This is a genomic window from Pseudomonadales bacterium, from assembly GCA_041395945.1.
In the GTDB taxonomy this organism is placed as follows: Bacteria; Pseudomonadota; Gammaproteobacteria; order Pseudomonadales; family Azotimanducaceae; genus SZUA-309.
Genome location: JAWKZN010000001.1, coordinates 987,232 through 1,003,545 on the forward strand (window position 1 = coordinate 987,232; position 16,314 = coordinate 1,003,545).

Below are 16,314 nucleotides of genomic sequence, written 5' to 3' on the forward strand. Positions count from 1 at the left end.
TGTGTCGCAGCGTGGCCGCGGGTGGGTCCGGGTCATCCGGCCGGTTACTCGGGAGCGTCGTCCGGGCACAGTCTGTCGTCGTTGAGCCATGCTTTGTCTGCTCTATGCGGTGGCCGCCGGAATCTGTGTCCTGGTTCTGCCCACGGCGCTCCCGCATCAGGGAAATTCAGCGGCTTTCAGTCTGCCGCTCATTCTGCTGTCAGGTGTGGTGCTGAGTTACTGCCTTACCCGTCTGTATCCCGGAGCCGGCCGATGGGTGCGGCGTGCTGCGCCGCTGTGTTTTCTCGCCGGCTACGGGTACGGCGCTGTGCTGCTGCAGATGGACCTGGACCGGCGTCTGCCGGATTGTGCGGATGCAGACTTCCGTACTTTCACGCTCGCGGTCGAATCCGCGCCTGAAGTACTCGGTGTCACGGAACGGGGTCGAAACCTGCGGTTTCTGGCCACGGCGAGTGAAATATCCGGTGGACCCGCCTGCGCCGGTCTGGGGCAGCCGCGGGTGCGGCTCACCTGGTACTCGGCGCCGCCGCTCGCAGCTGGCCAGATCTGGCGGGTGGAAGGAAAACTGCGCCCGGGGTGGAGTTATCGCAATCCGGGTGGATTCGACTACGAGCGCTGGTTGCTCGGACAGGGTCTGCACGGGACCGGTTATGTGAAATCGGGCGATCTGGTGGAGGGCGCCGAACCCCCTTCATTCTTCCGCCTGAGGGCGCTGCTGGAAGCCTGGCTGGCCGGGCAGCCCCTCTCCCAGCAGGGTCTCGTCCGCGCACTGCTGCTGGGCGACGATTCGGGCATCGCAGCCGATCAGTGGCAGCGTCTGCGGGACAGCGGTCTGATTCACGTGGTGGTGGTGTCCGGGCTCCATGTCGGCATCGTGACCGGTGCCGGGTTCTGGCTGGGGCTGATACTCATGCGGGGACTGCCTGTCCTGACCCGACGTATCGGTGTTCGGCGCCTGGCGATTCCCTTCGGGCTCCTGCTCAGCGGCATCTACGTCCTGCTCACCGGTGCCGCAGTGCCCGCCAGGCGGGCGTGGCTGTTCAGCGCCGTGCTGCTTTCCGGCATGGCGGGCAGTCGCCGGCTATCGCTGCCGGGTGTCTTCGGCCTGGTCATTCTCGTGGTCCTGGTCAGCCAGCCCCTGGTCGTGCATCAGCAGGGATTCTGGCTGTCCTTTATCGCGGTTGCCGCCCTGCTGCTGTACTTCAGTACACGGCAGTCGGGAAAGCAGTTCCGGACAGCGCAACTCATCACAGCGCAACTGGTACTCTGCATGGGGCTTTCTCCGGCCCTGGCACTTTTTCAGGGATCCATCCCGGTGACCGCCGCTTTTGTGAATCTTCTGGTGGTGCCATTGATCTCTCTGCTGGTACTGCCCGGACTGCTGGCCGCTGCGCTGCTCGCATTCTGGCTCGGGCAGCCGGCAGCCCTGTTGCTGTGGCTGACCGACAGGCTTCTCATGGTGACGGATCGCATCGCGGCGCTGGCTGCCGGGGTTCCCGCGCTGCAGGCGGTGCCACCGCCGGGATGGTCCGTGCTGGTGCCCCTGTCTGCGACCCTGCTCATGCTGTGCAGCCTGCCGCGGCGCTGGCTGCCGGTGATCGGGGCGGCCTGGCTTATCTGGCTGGCACAGGCGCCGGCACATCCGGAGCGGGGGACGTTCAGAATCACCGCATTCGATGTCGGCCAGGGCAGTGCCATTCTGGTGCAGACGAACCACCACAATCTGCTTTTCGACACCGGCCCCGTCTTCAACGGAGGGTTCAATCTCGGTGAGGTCGCCGTGGTCCCCGGCCTGGCGCGTCTGGGCGTTGCCGGACTGGATGGACTGGTGGTGAGCCATGCAGATACGGATCACAGCGGTGGTCTCGAGGCGATTCTGAGTGCTCTCCCTGTGCAAACGGTCTGGGCCTCATTTCCCCTGGAAAACGACGGTGCGGCGCGCGGTGTGGGGCAGAGCATGGTCGGTACAGCGGCGCTGTGCAGCGCCGCTGTGTCCTGGCGATGGGACGGTGTCGATTTCGCCTTCCTGCATCCGGGATCGGAATCGGGCCTGAGTAACAATGATCGCTCCTGCGTGCTGCTGATTCAGGGCGGAAAACGGCGGGCCATTCTGGCAGGTGACATCTCCCGGCGTGTGGAGTCGCGTCTGCTTTCCCGTGGGCTGGGTCCGGTGGATCTTCTGATGGCCCCTCACCATGGCAGCCGCAGTTCGTCTTCCCCGTCCTGGGTTACCGGTCTTACTCCAGTGATCGTGTTTGTCAGTGCACCCCGGCGCAGCCGCTTCGGGCATCCGCACCCCGACGTGGTGTCGCGCTATCAGGCGGCAGGCGCGAAGGTATATGTGACGGGTTGGAGTGGCGCATTGAGCTGGTCGAGTGCAAGGCCGGGGCAGGTGCGCCAGCTGCGGATCGAGGAGCCTGCCTACTGGCGGGCGCCGGTACTGACTGCGACTGCGCGCGCGTCATCCAGCCGGTGAATGGTGGCGCGCAGGTGCCGCACCAGGTCGTCCTTTTCCTCCGCGTTCAGAAAACGACCGACTTCCAGCCGTTCCTTCCGGCAACGCAGCGAGATGCGCTTGCCATACCAGGGATGCCGCGACGCCGTCACCTGAAACCGGGCGAAGTAACGGTCGAAGGTCCTGCGCTGGGTAGGGGCGCGGATGCCGCTCTCGTAGATCAGTTCCCGGTCGGTGAGAGTCAGAACTTCGGTTGTGTGGGTGCGCCGCACACAGTAGTAGAGGCAGGCGAGCAGCACGCTCATTTCGAGCACGGTGAAGGGCAGAATGACCCAGATGCCCTTGAAGCCGAAGGTGACTGCGACCGTGAGAGAAACCACCATAAGCGTGCAGACAAACCAGGAATTGGCTCTCCAGCTCCAGGAACGGTTGGGCTGCAGCACAATGGTGCCGGTATGGATCTGGTCGTCAAACCGGCAGCTGATCATTCTGCACCCTGGAGCCGGGACCACTCCAGCGCCTGGCCTGCCAGGTTGCGCACCTGGTCGTCGACGAAGGTCGAGTCTTCGATGTCCCGTCGCCGGTTGATCCAGCGACAGGCGCGGATCCGGCCTTCGGCCGGTTTGCGGAACCTGCTGTCGTCGACGGTCACCAGGGCATAGAGCCTGGCCACGGCTGCTTCCGGAAGGTCTGAGGTGGCATCGGTTTCGAAACCGAGGAGTTCTTCGATTCGATTGAGTTTCAGTGCAAAGAGGTGAGCCAGCTGGTCTTCCAGCGCGACCCGCCAGGGTTGCCCGACGGTGAGATACAGGCCTGGGAATGACCACTTGCCATGCTGCTGCACCAGCAGCAGTTCACCCCTGGGATTTACAGCCAGGGCGCTCACATGTACCTGATAGTAGTCCCGGCCGACCTCGAGTTCGGAGCGCAGACGCCCCACACTCTGCCAGAGATGACGGCCGGTCCGGTTCAGAAATTCCAGCCCCATACCCTGCTCGTCGATCCTGCGGACCTCGAGTTCGACGGTGGGGGTAGGTGATGCGTCCACGCTGTTAGGATTGAGTACTCTGAGCTTCAGTTTTGCGCCTGGACCGATCCGCTCGTCGCGGAACTGCAGATAAACACCGCCTTCCGATATGTCCCGTGCGACGCAGCGGCAGTGGCCAACCGCCGGGTGCTGCAGTTCGACCAGCAGCGGGAGTTGAATCCTTGGGTGCTTTCTCTGCTCCATGATTCCTTCAATTGGCGGCCGATAGGTAACTTTACTTAGCTGCTGCCGGTCAATCGAGCATTGAAATCCCGGAAGATGGCCGCATTTTAGAGCGCATCAGGATACAGAGGTAGTCTCATGCGATTCGACAAGATGACGGGTCGGCTGCAGCAGGCCCTGGCCGAGGCCCAGTCACTTGCTCTCGGGCGGGATCATACCGCGCTGGAGCCCGTCCACCTTCTGGCCGCCATGATGGAGCAGAAGCCAGGCACTGCCGGGCTTTTGTTATCCAAGGCGGGCGGTGATACGGACGCCATCGCCAGAGCGGTTCAGGACCTGCTTTCCAGTCTGGCCACACTGAGTTCGCCGACGGGTGAGATCGGCGCTTCGCCGGAACTCGCAAAGGTGCTCAATCTGGCCGACCGCAGTGCTCAGAAAGCGGGTGACAGCTATATTTCCTCCGAGCAGGTGCTGCTCGCGCTGCTGTCCGATTCAAAGATCGGCGCGCTGCTCAAGCGCCATGGCGTTACCGAACAGGCGCTCAAGGAGGCGATAGAGATGTCCAGAGACGGAAGCCCGGTGTCTGACCCGAACGCGGAGGAGAAGCGCGAAGCGCTCGACACCTACACCATCGATCTCACCGAGAGAGCGGAGCAGGGCAAACTGGACCCGGTGATCGGCCGTGACGATGAAATCCGTCGCACGATTCAGGTACTGCAGCGTCGCACTAAGAACAACCCGGTGCTCATCGGTGAGCCCGGGGTAGGCAAAACGGCCATTGTCGAAGGCCTCGCCCAGCGGATCCTCAACGGCGAGGTGCCGGAAGGACTGAAGAACAAGCGGGTACTGAGCCTCGATATGGGGGCACTGATTGCCGGTGCGAAGTTCCGCGGTGAATTCGAAGAGCGTCTGAAAGCGGTGCTCAGCGAACTCGCCAAACAGGAAGGCAACGTGATCCTCTTCATCGACGAGCTGCATACCATGGTCGGTGCGGGCAAAGCCGAGGGTTCCATGGATGCCGGTAACATGCTGAAACCGGCCCTCGCCCGGGGGGAGCTGCACTGCGTTGGCGCTACCACCCTCGATGAATACCGTCAGTACATTGAAAAAGACGCTGCGCTGGAGCGGCGCTTCCAGAAAATTCAGGTGGATGAGCCGACCCTGGAGGATACGGTCGCCATTCTGCGGGGTTTGAAAGAACGCTATGAAATCCACCATGGTGTGGATATCACGGATCCGGCCATTATCGCCGCCGCACGCCTGTCGCATCGCTACATTACGGATCGCCAGCTGCCTGACAAGGCGATCGACCTGATCGATGAGGCGGCCAGTCGGATCCGTATGGAAATGGACTCCAAACCAGAGGCAATGGATCGTCTCGAGCGCCGGCTGATCCAGTACAAGATGGAAGCCGAAGCGCTCAAGCAGGAGGCGGATGATGCCAGCCGCAAGCGTCTGGAGGATCTCCATGCGGCAATTGCGGCGCTGGAGAAGGAGTACGCGGACCTCGACGAGATCTGGCAGGCTGAAAAGGCCACTCTGCGGGGTTCCCAGGAACTCAAGGAAGAGCTCGATGCTGCAAGGCTGGAGTTCGAAACTGCCCGGCGTGCCGGGGACCTGACCCGGATGTCAGAACTTCAGTACGGTCGCATCCCGGAACTGGAGAAGCACCTGGCCGCGGCCTCCGCTGCGGACAGCGATACCACCCGCACACTGCTGAGAAACAGCGTCACCGAGGAAGAAATCGGCGAGGTGGTGTCGAAATGGACGGGGATACCGATCAGCAAACTGCTCGAAGGTGAGCGGGAGAAACTGCTGCGTCTTGAAGCGGAACTGCATCAGCGTGTGGTGGGCCAGGAGGAGGCAGTGGGCAGCGTCGCTGACGCTGTGCGTCGCTCCCGGGCAGGACTGTCGGATCCCAACCGTCCCAATGGTTCGTTCATGTTTCTTGGCCCCACCGGGGTTGGCAAAACTGAGCTGTGCAAAGCGCTCTCACAGGTGCTCTTCGATTCCGAAGAAGCACTGATCCGCATCGACATGTCTGAATTCATGGAAAAGCACTCGGTAGCAAGGCTCATTGGTGCACCACCCGGTTATGTGGGGTATGAGGAGGGCGGTTACCTGACCGAGCGGATCCGTCGTAAGCCTTACTCACTCATCCTGCTCGATGAGATTGAGAAGGCGCATCCGGATGTTTTCAATATCCTGCTGCAGGTACTCGATGACGGTCGCCTGACCGATGGCCACGGCCGCACCGTGGACTTCCGCAACTGCGTGCTGGTGATGACATCAAACCTGGGCTCCGAGGCCATCCAGTCCCTCACCGAGCAGGGTCACCAGGAGCGCATCAAAGACACCGTACTGGGGATCGTGGGTCAGCATTTCCGTCCTGAGTTCATTAACCGGGTCGACGACATCGTTGTCTTCCATCCCCTCGACCGGGCGCAGGTGGCGGAGATCGCGAAGCTGCAGTTCGACATTCTGCAGAAGCGGCTGGCGGATCAGGACATCGAAATCACCCTGACAACCGAGGCGGTCGGCAAACTGGTGGACGAAGGGTACGACCCCGTGTACGGCGCGCGTCCGTTAAAGCGTGTCCTGCAGAAGCGCATCGAGAATCCGCTGGCCCAGAAGATACTGGCAGGTGAATTCCCGCCGGGGTGTGCGGTGGAAGTGAGCTGGGAAGATGGTGCCTTCCGCTTTGACAGGGCGCAGCTGGCCAGTGCGGCACGCTGAAAGGCATCGCGATCACCCGGGACCGGGCGGCTCCGGCAGGCCTGCAGCTGAAGCCGCGGCCGCCCGCACCGTCTTAAACCAGCTATTGTATGTATATACAGTAGTGCTAGACTGGCGCAAATGGTCACCATGACTGACAAGCCGGCTGATCCGACCGGCACCCGCATGGACAGGAAGCCAAACGGGAACCCGGACGGGAAACGGCAATCCTCGCTCCCCCTGTTCGATGATCCCCTGATGGCGGTAATTCCGGCGGCAACTCCGGCTCCAGGCTCGGTGAAAACCGGATCGCGCAGGCGCACAGACAATGCCCAGGCGGAAAACGGCCACCTGCTGGAAGCCCGGCGTCTCGCGCGGCGGATGCGCCGTCTCAGGAACCAGCGGGACGAACAGACCCGTACCGGGCAGGCCATCTGCCATCACCTCAAGGCCATGCTCACGGAGTCCCGGCCCCCTAACTGAGCCCGCTGGTCCATGTCAGCGGCCTGCAGTCAACTTGTCGCTGTCCCGTGAAACGTGTTCAATTTGCGATCCCTTCGCTGGCGCCCACTGGCCACATCATTAGGATTCGCAGGTCGAAAGCTGAACCACATGCCCATGATCAAAAAATGCCTTTTCCCGGTTGCCGGCTATGGCACCCGGTTCCTCCCGGCAACCAAGGCCATGCCGAAGGAGATGCTCCCGATTCTCGACAAGCCGCTTGTGCAGTATGGCGTCGAAGAAGCGGTACAGGCGGGCCTGACAGAAATCGGCTTCGTCACCGGTCGTGGCAAGCGCGCCATCGAAGATCATTTCGACGTGAGCTACGAGCTCGAGCACCAGATCGCCGGGACCGGCAAGGAAAAGGCCCTGGATGGTATCCGGGATCTCATCAACGCCTGCACCTTCTCCTACACCCGGCAGATCAACATGAGTGGTCTGGGTGATGCGGTTCTCAAAGGTCGGACGCTCGTCGGCGACGAGGCTTTCGGCGTGGTACTGGCAGACGACCTCTGCCTGGGACCGGGCCCTGATGATGGCGTACTCCGGCAGATGGTCGGACTCTATAATCAGTTCCGCTGCAGCATCGTGGCCATTGAAGAAGTCCCTGCTGATCAGACTCAGTCCTACGGGGTGATTGCCGGTGAGGCAATGAGTGATCGGCTGTTCCGGGTCACGGATATGGTCGAGAAACCGGCACCTGACAAAGCGCCCAGCAATCTGGCGATCATTGGCCGTTACATTCTCACACCGGACATCTTCGACATTCTCGCCAGCACCCAGCCAGGTAAGAATGGCGAATTGCAGATTACCGATGCACTGCTTACCCAGGCGAAGCAGGGGTGCGTAATCGCATACAAGTTCAAGGGGCGGCGTTTTGACTGCGGTTCGGTGGGCGGTTTCGTTGACGCCACCAACTATTTCTATCAGCGCAAGTACGGAAAAGGCTGTTAGTTTGCAATCTGCCCAGGACATCGCTCTGGCTGACATCCTCGCTCGGCCCACCCGGGCCAGAGTGCTTGATACTCCGATTCCGATTGACGCTCTGCCGACACCCGCGCTGCTGCTAGATGAGGCGCGTTTCGAACGCAATGTCTCGAAAATGGCCCGCTATCTCAACGGCAGGAACAAGGGTTTCCGGCCCCATGCGAAGACCCACAAATGCCCGCTGATTTCCGCCCGTCAGATGGCGGCAGGTGCTGTGGGTGTCTGCGCTGCGAAGGTCTCGGAAGCGGCCGTACTCGTTCACGCGGGTATCAGTGATGTGCTGATCACCTCACCGATCGTCTCGGCACAGAAGGCGGAACTGATTGCCGACCTTGCTCGCAGAGCACGCGTGGATATCGTTGTGGATTCAAATGACGGCCTGGATGTACTGCTGGATGCGTTACCTGCACAGGCACAGCTCGGCGTGCTGATCGACGTCGATGTCAGCATGGGTCGGACGGGTACCCGCTCCGAGGCTCGGATGCTCGAACTGGCGACGAGGATCAGCGACGACCCCAGGACCAGATTCCGGGGAATACAGCACTACGCCGGTCAGGTGATGCATATCGAAGGCTATGCGGCCCGCCGGGAACGATCCCTCACACTCTGGGAGTCCGTTGCCGGATCGGTAGCGCTGCTGACCCGGGAAGGTTTTCCCTGCGAGGTGGTTACCGGCGCGGGCACCGGCACCTACAACATCGACAGTGATGTGGAGGTGATAACCGATCTGCAGGTGGGCAGCTATATCTTCATGGATCAGGAATACCTTCTGATCGGCGGGGCGGAGAGCGAGCGCTTCGACGATTTCGAAGTGGCACTGTCGGTGGCTTCTTCCGCCATCAGTCAGCCGCTGCCGACAGCGATTACTGTGGATGGCGGGTTCAAGGCATTTGCCTCTGATTCGGTTAATCCTGAACCCATGGATCTGGCCGGAGCCCGCTTCCGGTTCGGTGGTGACGAGCATGGCATACTGCTGCTCGAGAAAGGCACTCAGCAGCCGCTGCTGGGCAGCGTGCAACGATTTGTGACCCCCCATTGTGATCCGACTGTCAATCTGTACGATGCCTACTGGGTGCATCGCGATGGTATGGTGCACGCCCAGTGGCCTGTCGCGGCCCGGGGCTGTTCCTGGTAGGCGCAGGTGCGGTTTATCTGCGGATTCCGCATGCGGATGCAGGGGACACAGCAAAGGCAGATCGACTGGATGTCGATCCTGAACCGAAGGCCCGCTGCCACAGCGGGTTGGAGAGAAGACGCAGCGCCGAATCGTACTCGAACGCATCGTACTTAAAGAAGATGGAGATTTTTTAGTGCTTGAGATCGTGCAGTCCGGTGGCTGGCTGATGGTGCCGATTCTGTTGTGCAGTATCGTTGCGGCCGCCATCAGCGTTGAGCGTCTGTGGACGCTGCAGCGTTCCCGTATCACCCCTAAGAATCTGCTTGCTCAGATCTGGAGCGCAGTACGCAGCGAAGGTCTGGACTCCCAGAAGCTTCGTGAACTCAGGGCAAACAGCCCGCTGGGTCAGATTCTGGCAGCGGGGGTTGGCAATGCCAGGCGCGGCAGGGACGTGATGAAGGAGGCCATGGTGGAGGCCGCCAGTCAGGTAGGCCACGATCTGGAACGGTATCTGACATCGCTGGGTATCATCGCTTCCATCTCACCACTGCTCGGTCTGCTGGGAACGGTGGTCGGCATGATCAAAGTTTTTACCGCACTGATGCTCGAGGGTGCCGGAAACGCCAATGTTCTGGCAGGCGGGATCTCCCAGGCTCTGATCACCACAGCCGCCGGCCTTTCTGTCGCTATTCCTGCGCTGATGTTCCATCGCTTTTTTCTCCGGCGCATCGATGAACTGATGGTGACCATGGAGCAGGAGGCTGGCAAGCTGGTGGAGATGCTGCAGGGTGAACAGGGTGAGGAACCACGCCTGTGAAATTTGCGCGGCGAGGGCGGCAGGAAGCGACTGTCGAACTGACACCGCTGATCGACGTGGTGTTCCTGCTGCTCATTTTTTTCATGGTATCTACCACGTTTATCCGCGAAACCCAGTTGAAAATTGATCTGCCGGAAGCCGCCGGTGAGCTTCAGGAGATCGAAGATGATGTCATCGAGATCACAGTGGATCGCCTGGGTGACTATGCGGTCAATGATCGACTGCTTGTGAACAACGACATCCGCACGCTCATCAGAGCACTGGAGGATGCGCAGAAGCATCACTCCGGCAGCTCTTCCCGGCTCATCGTGACTGCGGATGCAAATGCGACGCATCAGGCTGTGGTTCGTGCGATGGACGCCGCCGGCAAGGTTGGTATCAGCCGAATCAGTATCACTACTCAGCAACCAGCAGAAGAGTGATCGAAGCGGACAAGCAGGAGACCTCCGAGGCGCAGGATCCTGCGCTGATCGACCCCACTCCCAGGGAAACCTGGCAGACCTACAAGCGCCTGCTGGGATACGTGAAACCCGACTGGTTCATCTTCCTCATCGCAGTCATCGGATTCCAGATGGGCAATGCGGCGGAAGCCTATTTTGTAAAGATGTTCGGCGATCTCATCGACAGCTGGCCGACAACGGCGATGCTCATACCCATGATGATGTTCGTAGCGGCGCTGGGCCGGGGTATCGGTGACATCATCGGTGAACTGCTGCTGAGTCGGATTTCCTTCAACGTCGTGCACACTCTGCGCACCCAGCTTTTCGATCAGTTTCTGCAGCTGCCCAGCGCATTCTTCGATGCCAGTTCCCAGGGCCATCTGGTCTCCCGTATTACGTTCAATGTTGCTCAACTGCGCGACACCGGCACTGAAGCGCTGAAATCCATCGTCCAGGATGGTGGCAAGCTGATCGTGTATTTCGGAGCCATGCTGTATCTGAGCTGGAAGCTCACACTGATATTCGCGGCAACGGCACCCATAGTCGCCGTGGTGGTGGCCTATGCGAGTCGCAGATTCCGTCGCATCTCCACGAGGATCCAGAATTCCATGGGGGATGTCACTCATGTCGCCTCCGAGACGGTAACCGGCTATCGGGTAGTGAGGATCTTCGGAGGCGAAGCCTATGAAAAGGACCGGTTCCACCGATCCAGCCACTATAACCGGCGACAGAATCTGAAGATGGTGGCAACCAAGGTGACCAGCACCCAGGTCATTCAGATCTTCATAGCAGTCGCGCTTTCACTGCTGATTGCATTGCTCTTCCAGCCCAACATCGGCGGCCATCTCAGTACCGGCGAGGTGGTGACTTTCCTGGGTCTGGCTGGTCTGCTGGCGAATCCGATCAAGAAGCTGACCGAGGTGAACGCCAGGCTGCAGCGTGGACTGGCAGCGGCACGGGATGTCTTCGGACAGCTCGATCAGACTCCCGAATCCGACCGTGGCAGTTATGAGGCGGACCGGGTGCAGGGCCGCATCGAGTTCCGCAATGTGAGTTTCGCCTATCAGAACAGCAAAGGACCCGTGCTGCGCGATCTCAACGTGATGATCGAACCGGGGCAGACCGTGGCCCTGGTGGGTCGATCGGGGAGCGGTAAGTCCACGCTGGCGAGCCTGATCCCGCGCTTCTACGAGCCCCAGCATGGCCAGATACTGCTCGATGGCCGGCCTGTCCAGGATTACACCCTGTCCTCTCTGCGCAGGCAGATCGCTCTAGTCACCCAGCAGGTGACGCTCTTCAATGACACACTGCTGAACAACATAGCCTATGGCGGCCTGGCCGGTGCCAGCGAATCGGAGATTTCCGAGGCGGTACGCCGTGCTCACGCGGACAACTTCGTCGAGGATCTGCCTGAGGGGCTGCAGACAGTTGTCGGTGACAACGGTGTACTGCTTTCCGGCGGACAGCGGCAGCGGGTAGCCATCGCCCGGGCGCTGCTCAAGGATGCCCCGGTGCTGATCCTCGATGAAGCAACATCCGCTCTCGACAATACTTCGGAAAGATATATTCAGGCGGCTCTGGACGAAGTCATGCGTGGTCGAACCACACTGGTGATTGCCCACCGGCTGTCGACGATTGAGAAAGCCGACGTGATTCTGGTGATGCAGGACGGGCGGATCGTGGAAGTGGGCCCCCACGCCCGGTTGCTGGAACAGAAAGGCCTCTACGCCGAACTCTACAACGCGCAATTCGAAGACGAAGCGGTTACCGCTGCGAAAGACAGGAGTTCGCCTGCCGCAGAGCCACCAGAGAGGCGCCGGATCACCCGGCTGCCGGAATTCGAACCACGCTTCTCACCTCTGGTACGCGCCTGGTACTCCCAGTCGCGCTGGCCCCACCTCCTGCGACCGGCAGCCTGGCTTTTTCAGCGGCTGGCCAGCCGTCGACGTATGCGCTATCTCACCGGGAAACGGGAACGCTGGCGCGCTCCGGTTCCCGTTATCGTCGTCGGTAACATCACCGCCGGAGGCACAGGGAAAACGCCTTTTACCATCTGGCTGGTGAACCAGCTGCGGGACATGGGATTTACCCCGGGCATTGTTTCGCGTGGCTACGGTGGGTCGGCAAAAGGTCCGCTGCTGGTGACTTCGACCACGGCAGCTGCCGAGGCGGGTGATGAAGCGCCGTTGCTGGCGGCGCGAACCGGTGCCCCCGTGTACGTCTGTGCTGATCGTGTCGCGGCCGCGAAGTCCCTGCTGACGGAATCCGGCTGTGACATCGTCGTCGCCGACGACGGCCTGCAGCACTATGCGCTGGCACGGGATGTCGAGATCGCCATTGTCGATGGCTACCGGGGGGTCGGCAATGGTCTGTCATTACCGGCCGGCCCCCTGCGGGAGCCGGTCCGCCGGCTGCAGTCCGTGGACTGGGTGGTGAGTAATGGCCGCAGATCGGGCCTGCATGACTCAGAGCTGCTCATGCAGGTGCTTGCGCTGCGCTTCGTGCAGGTGGCACCGCAAGGTGGCGCTGTTGCCTGCGAGGAGTTCCTGCAGCGACATACCGTCGTGAATGCGCTTGCAGGGGTAGGAAACCCGGCTCGATTTGCTCAGACGCTTCTGGAACTGGGGCTGGATCCGCTGCTCACCGCCTATGCAGACCATCACAGATTCGATGGTTCGGAACTCGAATTCGACAACGACTATCCCATCATCTGCACGGAGAAAGACGCGACCAAGCTCAGAGAACTGTCTCACCTTCCCGAAAATCTGTTCTATCTCGAGATCGATGTCAGTATCGAAGATGGATCCGGGGGGGCAGGCGAAGCTGCCCTGAGAGCACTCCTGAACGGACATGGAATACTGCAGAAGTGAAATTTCATGTGGTGATTCCTGCACGATTCGCTTCGCAGCGTCTGCCGGGAAAACCTCTGGCGGACATCGCCGGGTATCCGATGATCGTGCGGGTTGCGCAACAGGCGCAGAAATCGAGTGCCGCTTCGGTGGTGGTTGCCACGGATGACCAGAGGATAATCGAGGCGGTTGCCGCAGCCGGTCTGAACGCGGTGCTCACCCGAGACGATCACGCGTCAGGTTCCGATCGTGTCATGGAGGTGGCTCAGCGGCTGGGCTGGGCAGACGACGACATCCTGGTGAACGTGCAGGGGGATGAACCACTGATCCCCGTAAGTGTGATCGAACAGGTGGCCCGTCTTCTGCAGCGGCAGCCTGACCTGGCCTGTGCCACGCTGTGTGAATCGTTTACCGACAGCGGTCTGCTGTTCAATCCGAATGTGGTCAAGGTTGTCCGGGATGCCGGGCACCGCGCACTGTACTTCTCCCGTGCCCCGATTCCCTGGCGGCGGCTGGATTTTGCGGACGTGTTGCGCGCGGGCAATCCCACCCGCGCCGTCGGGACTCCACTCGAACCAGGCATCTGGCTGCGCCATATCGGCGTCTACGCGTTCCGGATCGCCGCGCTGCGACGATTCGTCAGCCTGCCGGCGGGGACGCTGGAAACTCTGGAATCACTGGAGCAGTTACGGATGCTGGAAGCCGGAATGGCAATAGGGGTCGAAGAGGCGGAAGAGCCCGTGCCGGGCGGTGTGGATACGCCGGAAGACCTGGCACGGGTGCGCGGCCGCTTCGTTTCCTCTTAACGCGGCGCCATGCGGATCGCGCCATCGAGACGAATGGTCTCTCCGTTCAGGTAGGGATTCTCGATGATCTGGCGGGCCAGCAGTGCGTATTCAGGCGCATTCCCCAGCCGCTTTGGAAACTGCACCATGTCGATGAGCGGATCACGTACCTGAGCCGGGGCGCCCGCCATCATGGGCGTTTCGAATATGCCCGGTGCAATCGTGCAGACTCTAATTCCCGAACGGGACAGATCACGCGCGATCGGCAGGGTCATGCCGGCAACCCCAGCCTTGCTTGCAGAGTACGCGGCCTGACCGATCTGACCGTCAAAAGCGGCGACGGAGGCGGTGTTGATGATCACACCCCGCTCGCCATCTTCGGTCGCGGGTTCGTTCTTCTGCATATGAACAGCACACAGGCGCAGTGTGTTGAAGGTGCCGATGAGATTCACCTGGATTACGAAGTTGAACATCTTCAGGGGCATCGCGCCGTCTTTTCCCAGGGTCCGTGAAGCGGCACCGATTCCCGCACAGTTGACGTTGATGTGGATCGCCCCGAATTTCTCCATCACACCGTTTACAGCATCCTGCACGGAGTCTTCCTCGGTGACGTTGACGGTAAAAGGTGCTGCACTGGCGCCCAGTTCAGCCGCGGTCTTTTTCGCCAGCTCGGTGTTGAGATCGAACAGGGCGACTTTGCCACCCTGCTGGATTACCATCTCAGCGGTCGCTCTACCGAGGCCTGAGGCCCCGCCGGTGATAACGGCGACTTTGTTTTTCAGATCCATGAAGCATCTCCTGCGGGTTCGACGTGAAAAATAAGCCGGCGATTATAGCGCATGCGCAATGGCACTACGTTCCGGACTTCCTGCCAGCTGACGTGGCAGACAGACTCCTCGACTGGCTGCTTCACAGCTGTGACTGGTACGAGGAGACGATCCGGATGTTTGGCCGTCGGGTCGTTGTACCCAGGCTCGTAAGCCATTGTGGTGCGAAAGGTGTGAGTTACAGATATTCGGGCATCACCCACCGTGCCACTGGCTGGCCTGAAGAGCTGATGTGGCTGGTGCCGAGGATCGGAGCGCTGCTCGGACAGACCCCGGACTTCCTGCTGATCAATCGCTATCGCGATGGCGCAGACTACATGGGCTGGCATCGGGATGATGAGCCGATGGCGGGTGCGAAGGTCGCAACCCTGAGTCTCGGCTCAGCCCGTCGGTTTCTGATAGAGGGAGCAGCCGGTGCAGCTTCCCACCGGCTGGAGCTCGAGCATGGCTCAGTGCTGGTGCTGGATCGCTGCAGCCGGCACAGTCTGCCGAAGACCCGTAAACCCGTCGCAGAGCGTGTCAGTCTGAGCTTTCGCGTCATTCGATGAGTGTTTCACTGCGCAGTGCCAACACCCTGGCTGTGTCGAGTGAAGCAGACACGGTCCATGAAGTTCGCTCCACTCAGGCGCTCCTTGAGCTTCTCCGCGGCATCGACCGCACACGGGTGCTGATTCTCGGAGGAGGCAGCAATGTGCTGCTTGCTCCCTGCATCGAACGCCCCGTGCTGCTGATCCGCAGTCGCGGAATCAGACGGCGCGGCGTATCAGGTGCGGTCGAGGTCGAGGCAGCTGCCGGAGAGAGCTGGCATGAACTGGTGCGCTGGACGCTCGGTCAGGGACTTCGTGGCCTCGAAAATCTGGCGCTGATTCCCGGATCCGTGGGTGCTGCGCCGGTGCAGAATATCGGTGCCTACGGGGTGGAATTGTCCCGGGTGCTCACACGGCTGGAAGCGGTGGATCTGTCGACGGGTTCTGCTGTTACGCTCGGTGTTGCGGAGTGTGAATTCGGCTACAGGGACAGCCTGTTCAAACACCAGCCCGGCCGTTTCCTGATCACCAGCGTCACATTGCGACTGGTGGAAAGCCTTCCTGCTTCGGGGCACAGTACTCGACATTCAGATGTTCAACAGCAGACTCCCGCACTCGAAACCGGGTATCCGGATGTGCAGCGGGAGCTGCTGGCAATGGGAATTTCCCGTCCGGACGCGGTTGCGGTTGCAGAGGCCGTCATCCGGGTAAGGCGGCGCAAGTTGCCGGATGCCCGCAGCGTGCCGAATGCGGGCAGCTTTTTCAAAAATCCGATCGTCAGTGCAGACAGCTACCGGGCGCTGCGCGTCGACCATCCGGAACTCCTCGGCAATCACACAGCCACCGGGATAAAGCTCGCCGCCGCTCAACTGATTGACCTGTGTGGGTTCAAGATGCGCTCGGGTGGACCTGTAAGGGTGTGGCACCGACAGCCTCTCGTGCTTACCAATCCCGGCCGCGCCGATGGCACAGCCGTGCTGGCCTATGCCCGTTCGATTCAGCAGGCCGTGGAGGAGCGTTTCGGTCTCCGGCTCGAAATCGAGCCGGATCTCATTGGTTTTAGCTGAGCGCTGAGGCGTCGATT

General features: G+C 60.9%; 14 protein-coding genes. 11 read left to right on the forward strand and 3 right to left on the reverse strand.

Annotated elements, in window-relative coordinates; translation table 11 throughout:
* Positions 1-88 precede the first annotated feature (88 nt).
* A complete protein-coding gene (locus tag R3E82_04695) occupies positions 89-2,476 on the forward strand; it encodes a DNA internalization-related competence protein ComEC/Rec2 (GenBank protein MEZ5550165.1) in 2,388 nt (795 codons plus the stop codon).
* On the opposite strand, the gene R3E82_04700 is transcribed toward R3E82_04695, so the two are convergent.
* Together R3E82_04700 and R3E82_04705 are read right to left on the reverse strand one after the other, a co-directional pair.
* Entirely contained in the window at positions 2,422-2,943 is a 522-nt protein-coding gene (locus tag R3E82_04700; GenBank protein ID MEZ5550166.1) for a DUF2244 domain-containing protein, read from the reverse strand. The two genes, R3E82_04695 and R3E82_04700, sit on opposite strands and share 55 nt — an antisense overlap.
* A complete protein-coding gene (locus R3E82_04705; protein MEZ5550167.1) occupies positions 2,940-3,686 on the reverse strand; it encodes a PilZ domain-containing protein in 747 nt (248 codons plus the stop codon). Before R3E82_04705 ends, R3E82_04700 begins: the two co-directional genes overlap by 4 nt.
* Positions 3,687-3,803: 117 nt before the next feature.
* On the opposite strand from R3E82_04705, the gene clpB reads away from it, so the two are divergent.
* From clpB to kdsB, 8 genes are all read left to right on the forward strand, one after another.
* Positions 3,804-6,401 (forward strand): ATP-dependent chaperone ClpB, encoded by a 2,598-nt coding sequence (gene clpB, locus R3E82_04710; GenBank protein MEZ5550168.1) that lies wholly within the window; start codon positions 3,804-3,806, stop codon positions 6,399-6,401.
* 129 nt (positions 6,402-6,530) lie between these two features.
* Positions 6,531-6,863, forward strand: coding sequence for a hypothetical protein (locus tag R3E82_04715; protein MEZ5550169.1), 333 nt, complete (start codon positions 6,531-6,533; stop codon positions 6,861-6,863).
* Positions 6,864-6,998: 135 nt separating this feature from the next.
* On the forward strand, positions 6,999-7,835 hold the full coding sequence (galU, locus tag R3E82_04720) for a UTP--glucose-1-phosphate uridylyltransferase GalU (protein ID MEZ5550170.1): 837 nt from the start codon (positions 6,999-7,001) through the stop codon (positions 7,833-7,835).
* A 1-nt stretch (position 7,836) separates the two neighbouring features.
* Positions 7,837-9,003, forward strand: a complete 1,167-nt coding sequence (locus R3E82_04725) for a DSD1 family PLP-dependent enzyme (GenBank protein ID MEZ5550171.1) — start codon at positions 7,837-7,839, stop codon at positions 9,001-9,003.
* A gap of 175 nt (positions 9,004-9,178) precedes the next feature.
* Positions 9,179-9,802, forward strand: coding sequence for a MotA/TolQ/ExbB proton channel family protein (locus R3E82_04730; GenBank protein ID MEZ5550172.1), 624 nt, complete (start codon positions 9,179-9,181; stop codon positions 9,800-9,802).
* On the forward strand, positions 9,799-10,224 hold the full coding sequence (locus R3E82_04735) for a biopolymer transporter ExbD (GenBank protein ID MEZ5550173.1): 426 nt from the start codon (positions 9,799-9,801) through the stop codon (positions 10,222-10,224). Before R3E82_04730 ends, R3E82_04735 begins: the two co-directional genes overlap by 4 nt.
* Positions 10,221-13,112, forward strand: a complete 2,892-nt coding sequence (msbA, locus tag R3E82_04740; GenBank protein MEZ5550174.1) for a lipid A export permease/ATP-binding protein MsbA — start codon at positions 10,221-10,223, stop codon at positions 13,110-13,112. Before R3E82_04735 ends, msbA begins: the two co-directional genes overlap by 4 nt.
* Entirely contained in the window at positions 13,109-13,897 is a 789-nt protein-coding gene (gene kdsB, locus R3E82_04745) for a 3-deoxy-manno-octulosonate cytidylyltransferase (GenBank protein MEZ5550175.1), read from the forward strand. The genes msbA and kdsB overlap by 4 nt, the downstream gene beginning before the upstream one ends.
* On the opposite strand, the gene R3E82_04750 is transcribed toward kdsB, so the two are convergent.
* A complete protein-coding gene (locus R3E82_04750) occupies positions 13,894-14,664 on the reverse strand; it encodes a 3-hydroxyacyl-CoA dehydrogenase (GenBank protein MEZ5550176.1) in 771 nt (256 codons plus the stop codon). The genes kdsB and R3E82_04750 overlap by 4 nt on opposite strands.
* Before the next feature lie 23 nt (positions 14,665-14,687).
* On the opposite strand from R3E82_04750, the gene R3E82_04755 reads away from it, so the two are divergent.
* Both R3E82_04755 and murB read left to right on the forward strand, forming a co-directional pair.
* Entirely contained in the window at positions 14,688-15,251 is a 564-nt protein-coding gene (locus R3E82_04755; protein ID MEZ5550177.1) for an alpha-ketoglutarate-dependent dioxygenase AlkB, read from the forward strand.
* Positions 15,248-16,297 carry a UDP-N-acetylmuramate dehydrogenase gene (gene murB / locus R3E82_04760; GenBank protein ID MEZ5550178.1) on the forward strand — a complete coding sequence of 350 codons (1,050 nt, stop codon included), beginning with the start codon at positions 15,248-15,250 and terminating at the stop codon, positions 16,295-16,297. The genes R3E82_04755 and murB overlap by 4 nt, the downstream gene beginning before the upstream one ends.
* Positions 16,298-16,314 lie beyond the last annotated feature (17 nt).

What these genes read in the sequence shown, in the direction of transcription:
- R3E82_04705 (MEZ5550167.1), bottom strand. Translation starts at nt 3,686, where the DNA reads ATGGAGCAGAGAAAGCACCCAAGGATTCAACTCCCGCTGCTGGTCGAA.
- R3E82_04715 (MEZ5550169.1), top strand. Translation starts at nt 6,531, where the DNA reads ATGACTGACAAGCCGGCTGATCCGACCGGCACCCGCATGGACAGGAAG.
- galU (MEZ5550170.1), top strand. Translation starts at nt 6,999, where the DNA reads ATGATCAAAAAATGCCTTTTCCCGGTTGCCGGCTATGGCACCCGGTTC.
- clpB (MEZ5550168.1), top strand. Translation starts at nt 3,804, where the DNA reads ATGCGATTCGACAAGATGACGGGTCGGCTGCAGCAGGCCCTGGCCGAG.
- R3E82_04750 (MEZ5550176.1), bottom strand. Translation starts at nt 14,664, where the DNA reads ATGGATCTGAAAAACAAAGTCGCCGTTATCACCGGCGGGGCCTCAGGC.
- R3E82_04695 (MEZ5550165.1), top strand. Translation starts at nt 89, where the DNA reads ATGCTTTGTCTGCTCTATGCGGTGGCCGCCGGAATCTGTGTCCTGGTT.
- R3E82_04700 (MEZ5550166.1), bottom strand. Translation starts at nt 2,943, where the DNA reads ATGATCAGCTGCCGGTTTGACGACCAGATCCATACCGGCACCATTGTG.
- murB (MEZ5550178.1), top strand. Translation starts at nt 15,248, where the DNA reads ATGAGTGTTTCACTGCGCAGTGCCAACACCCTGGCTGTGTCGAGTGAA.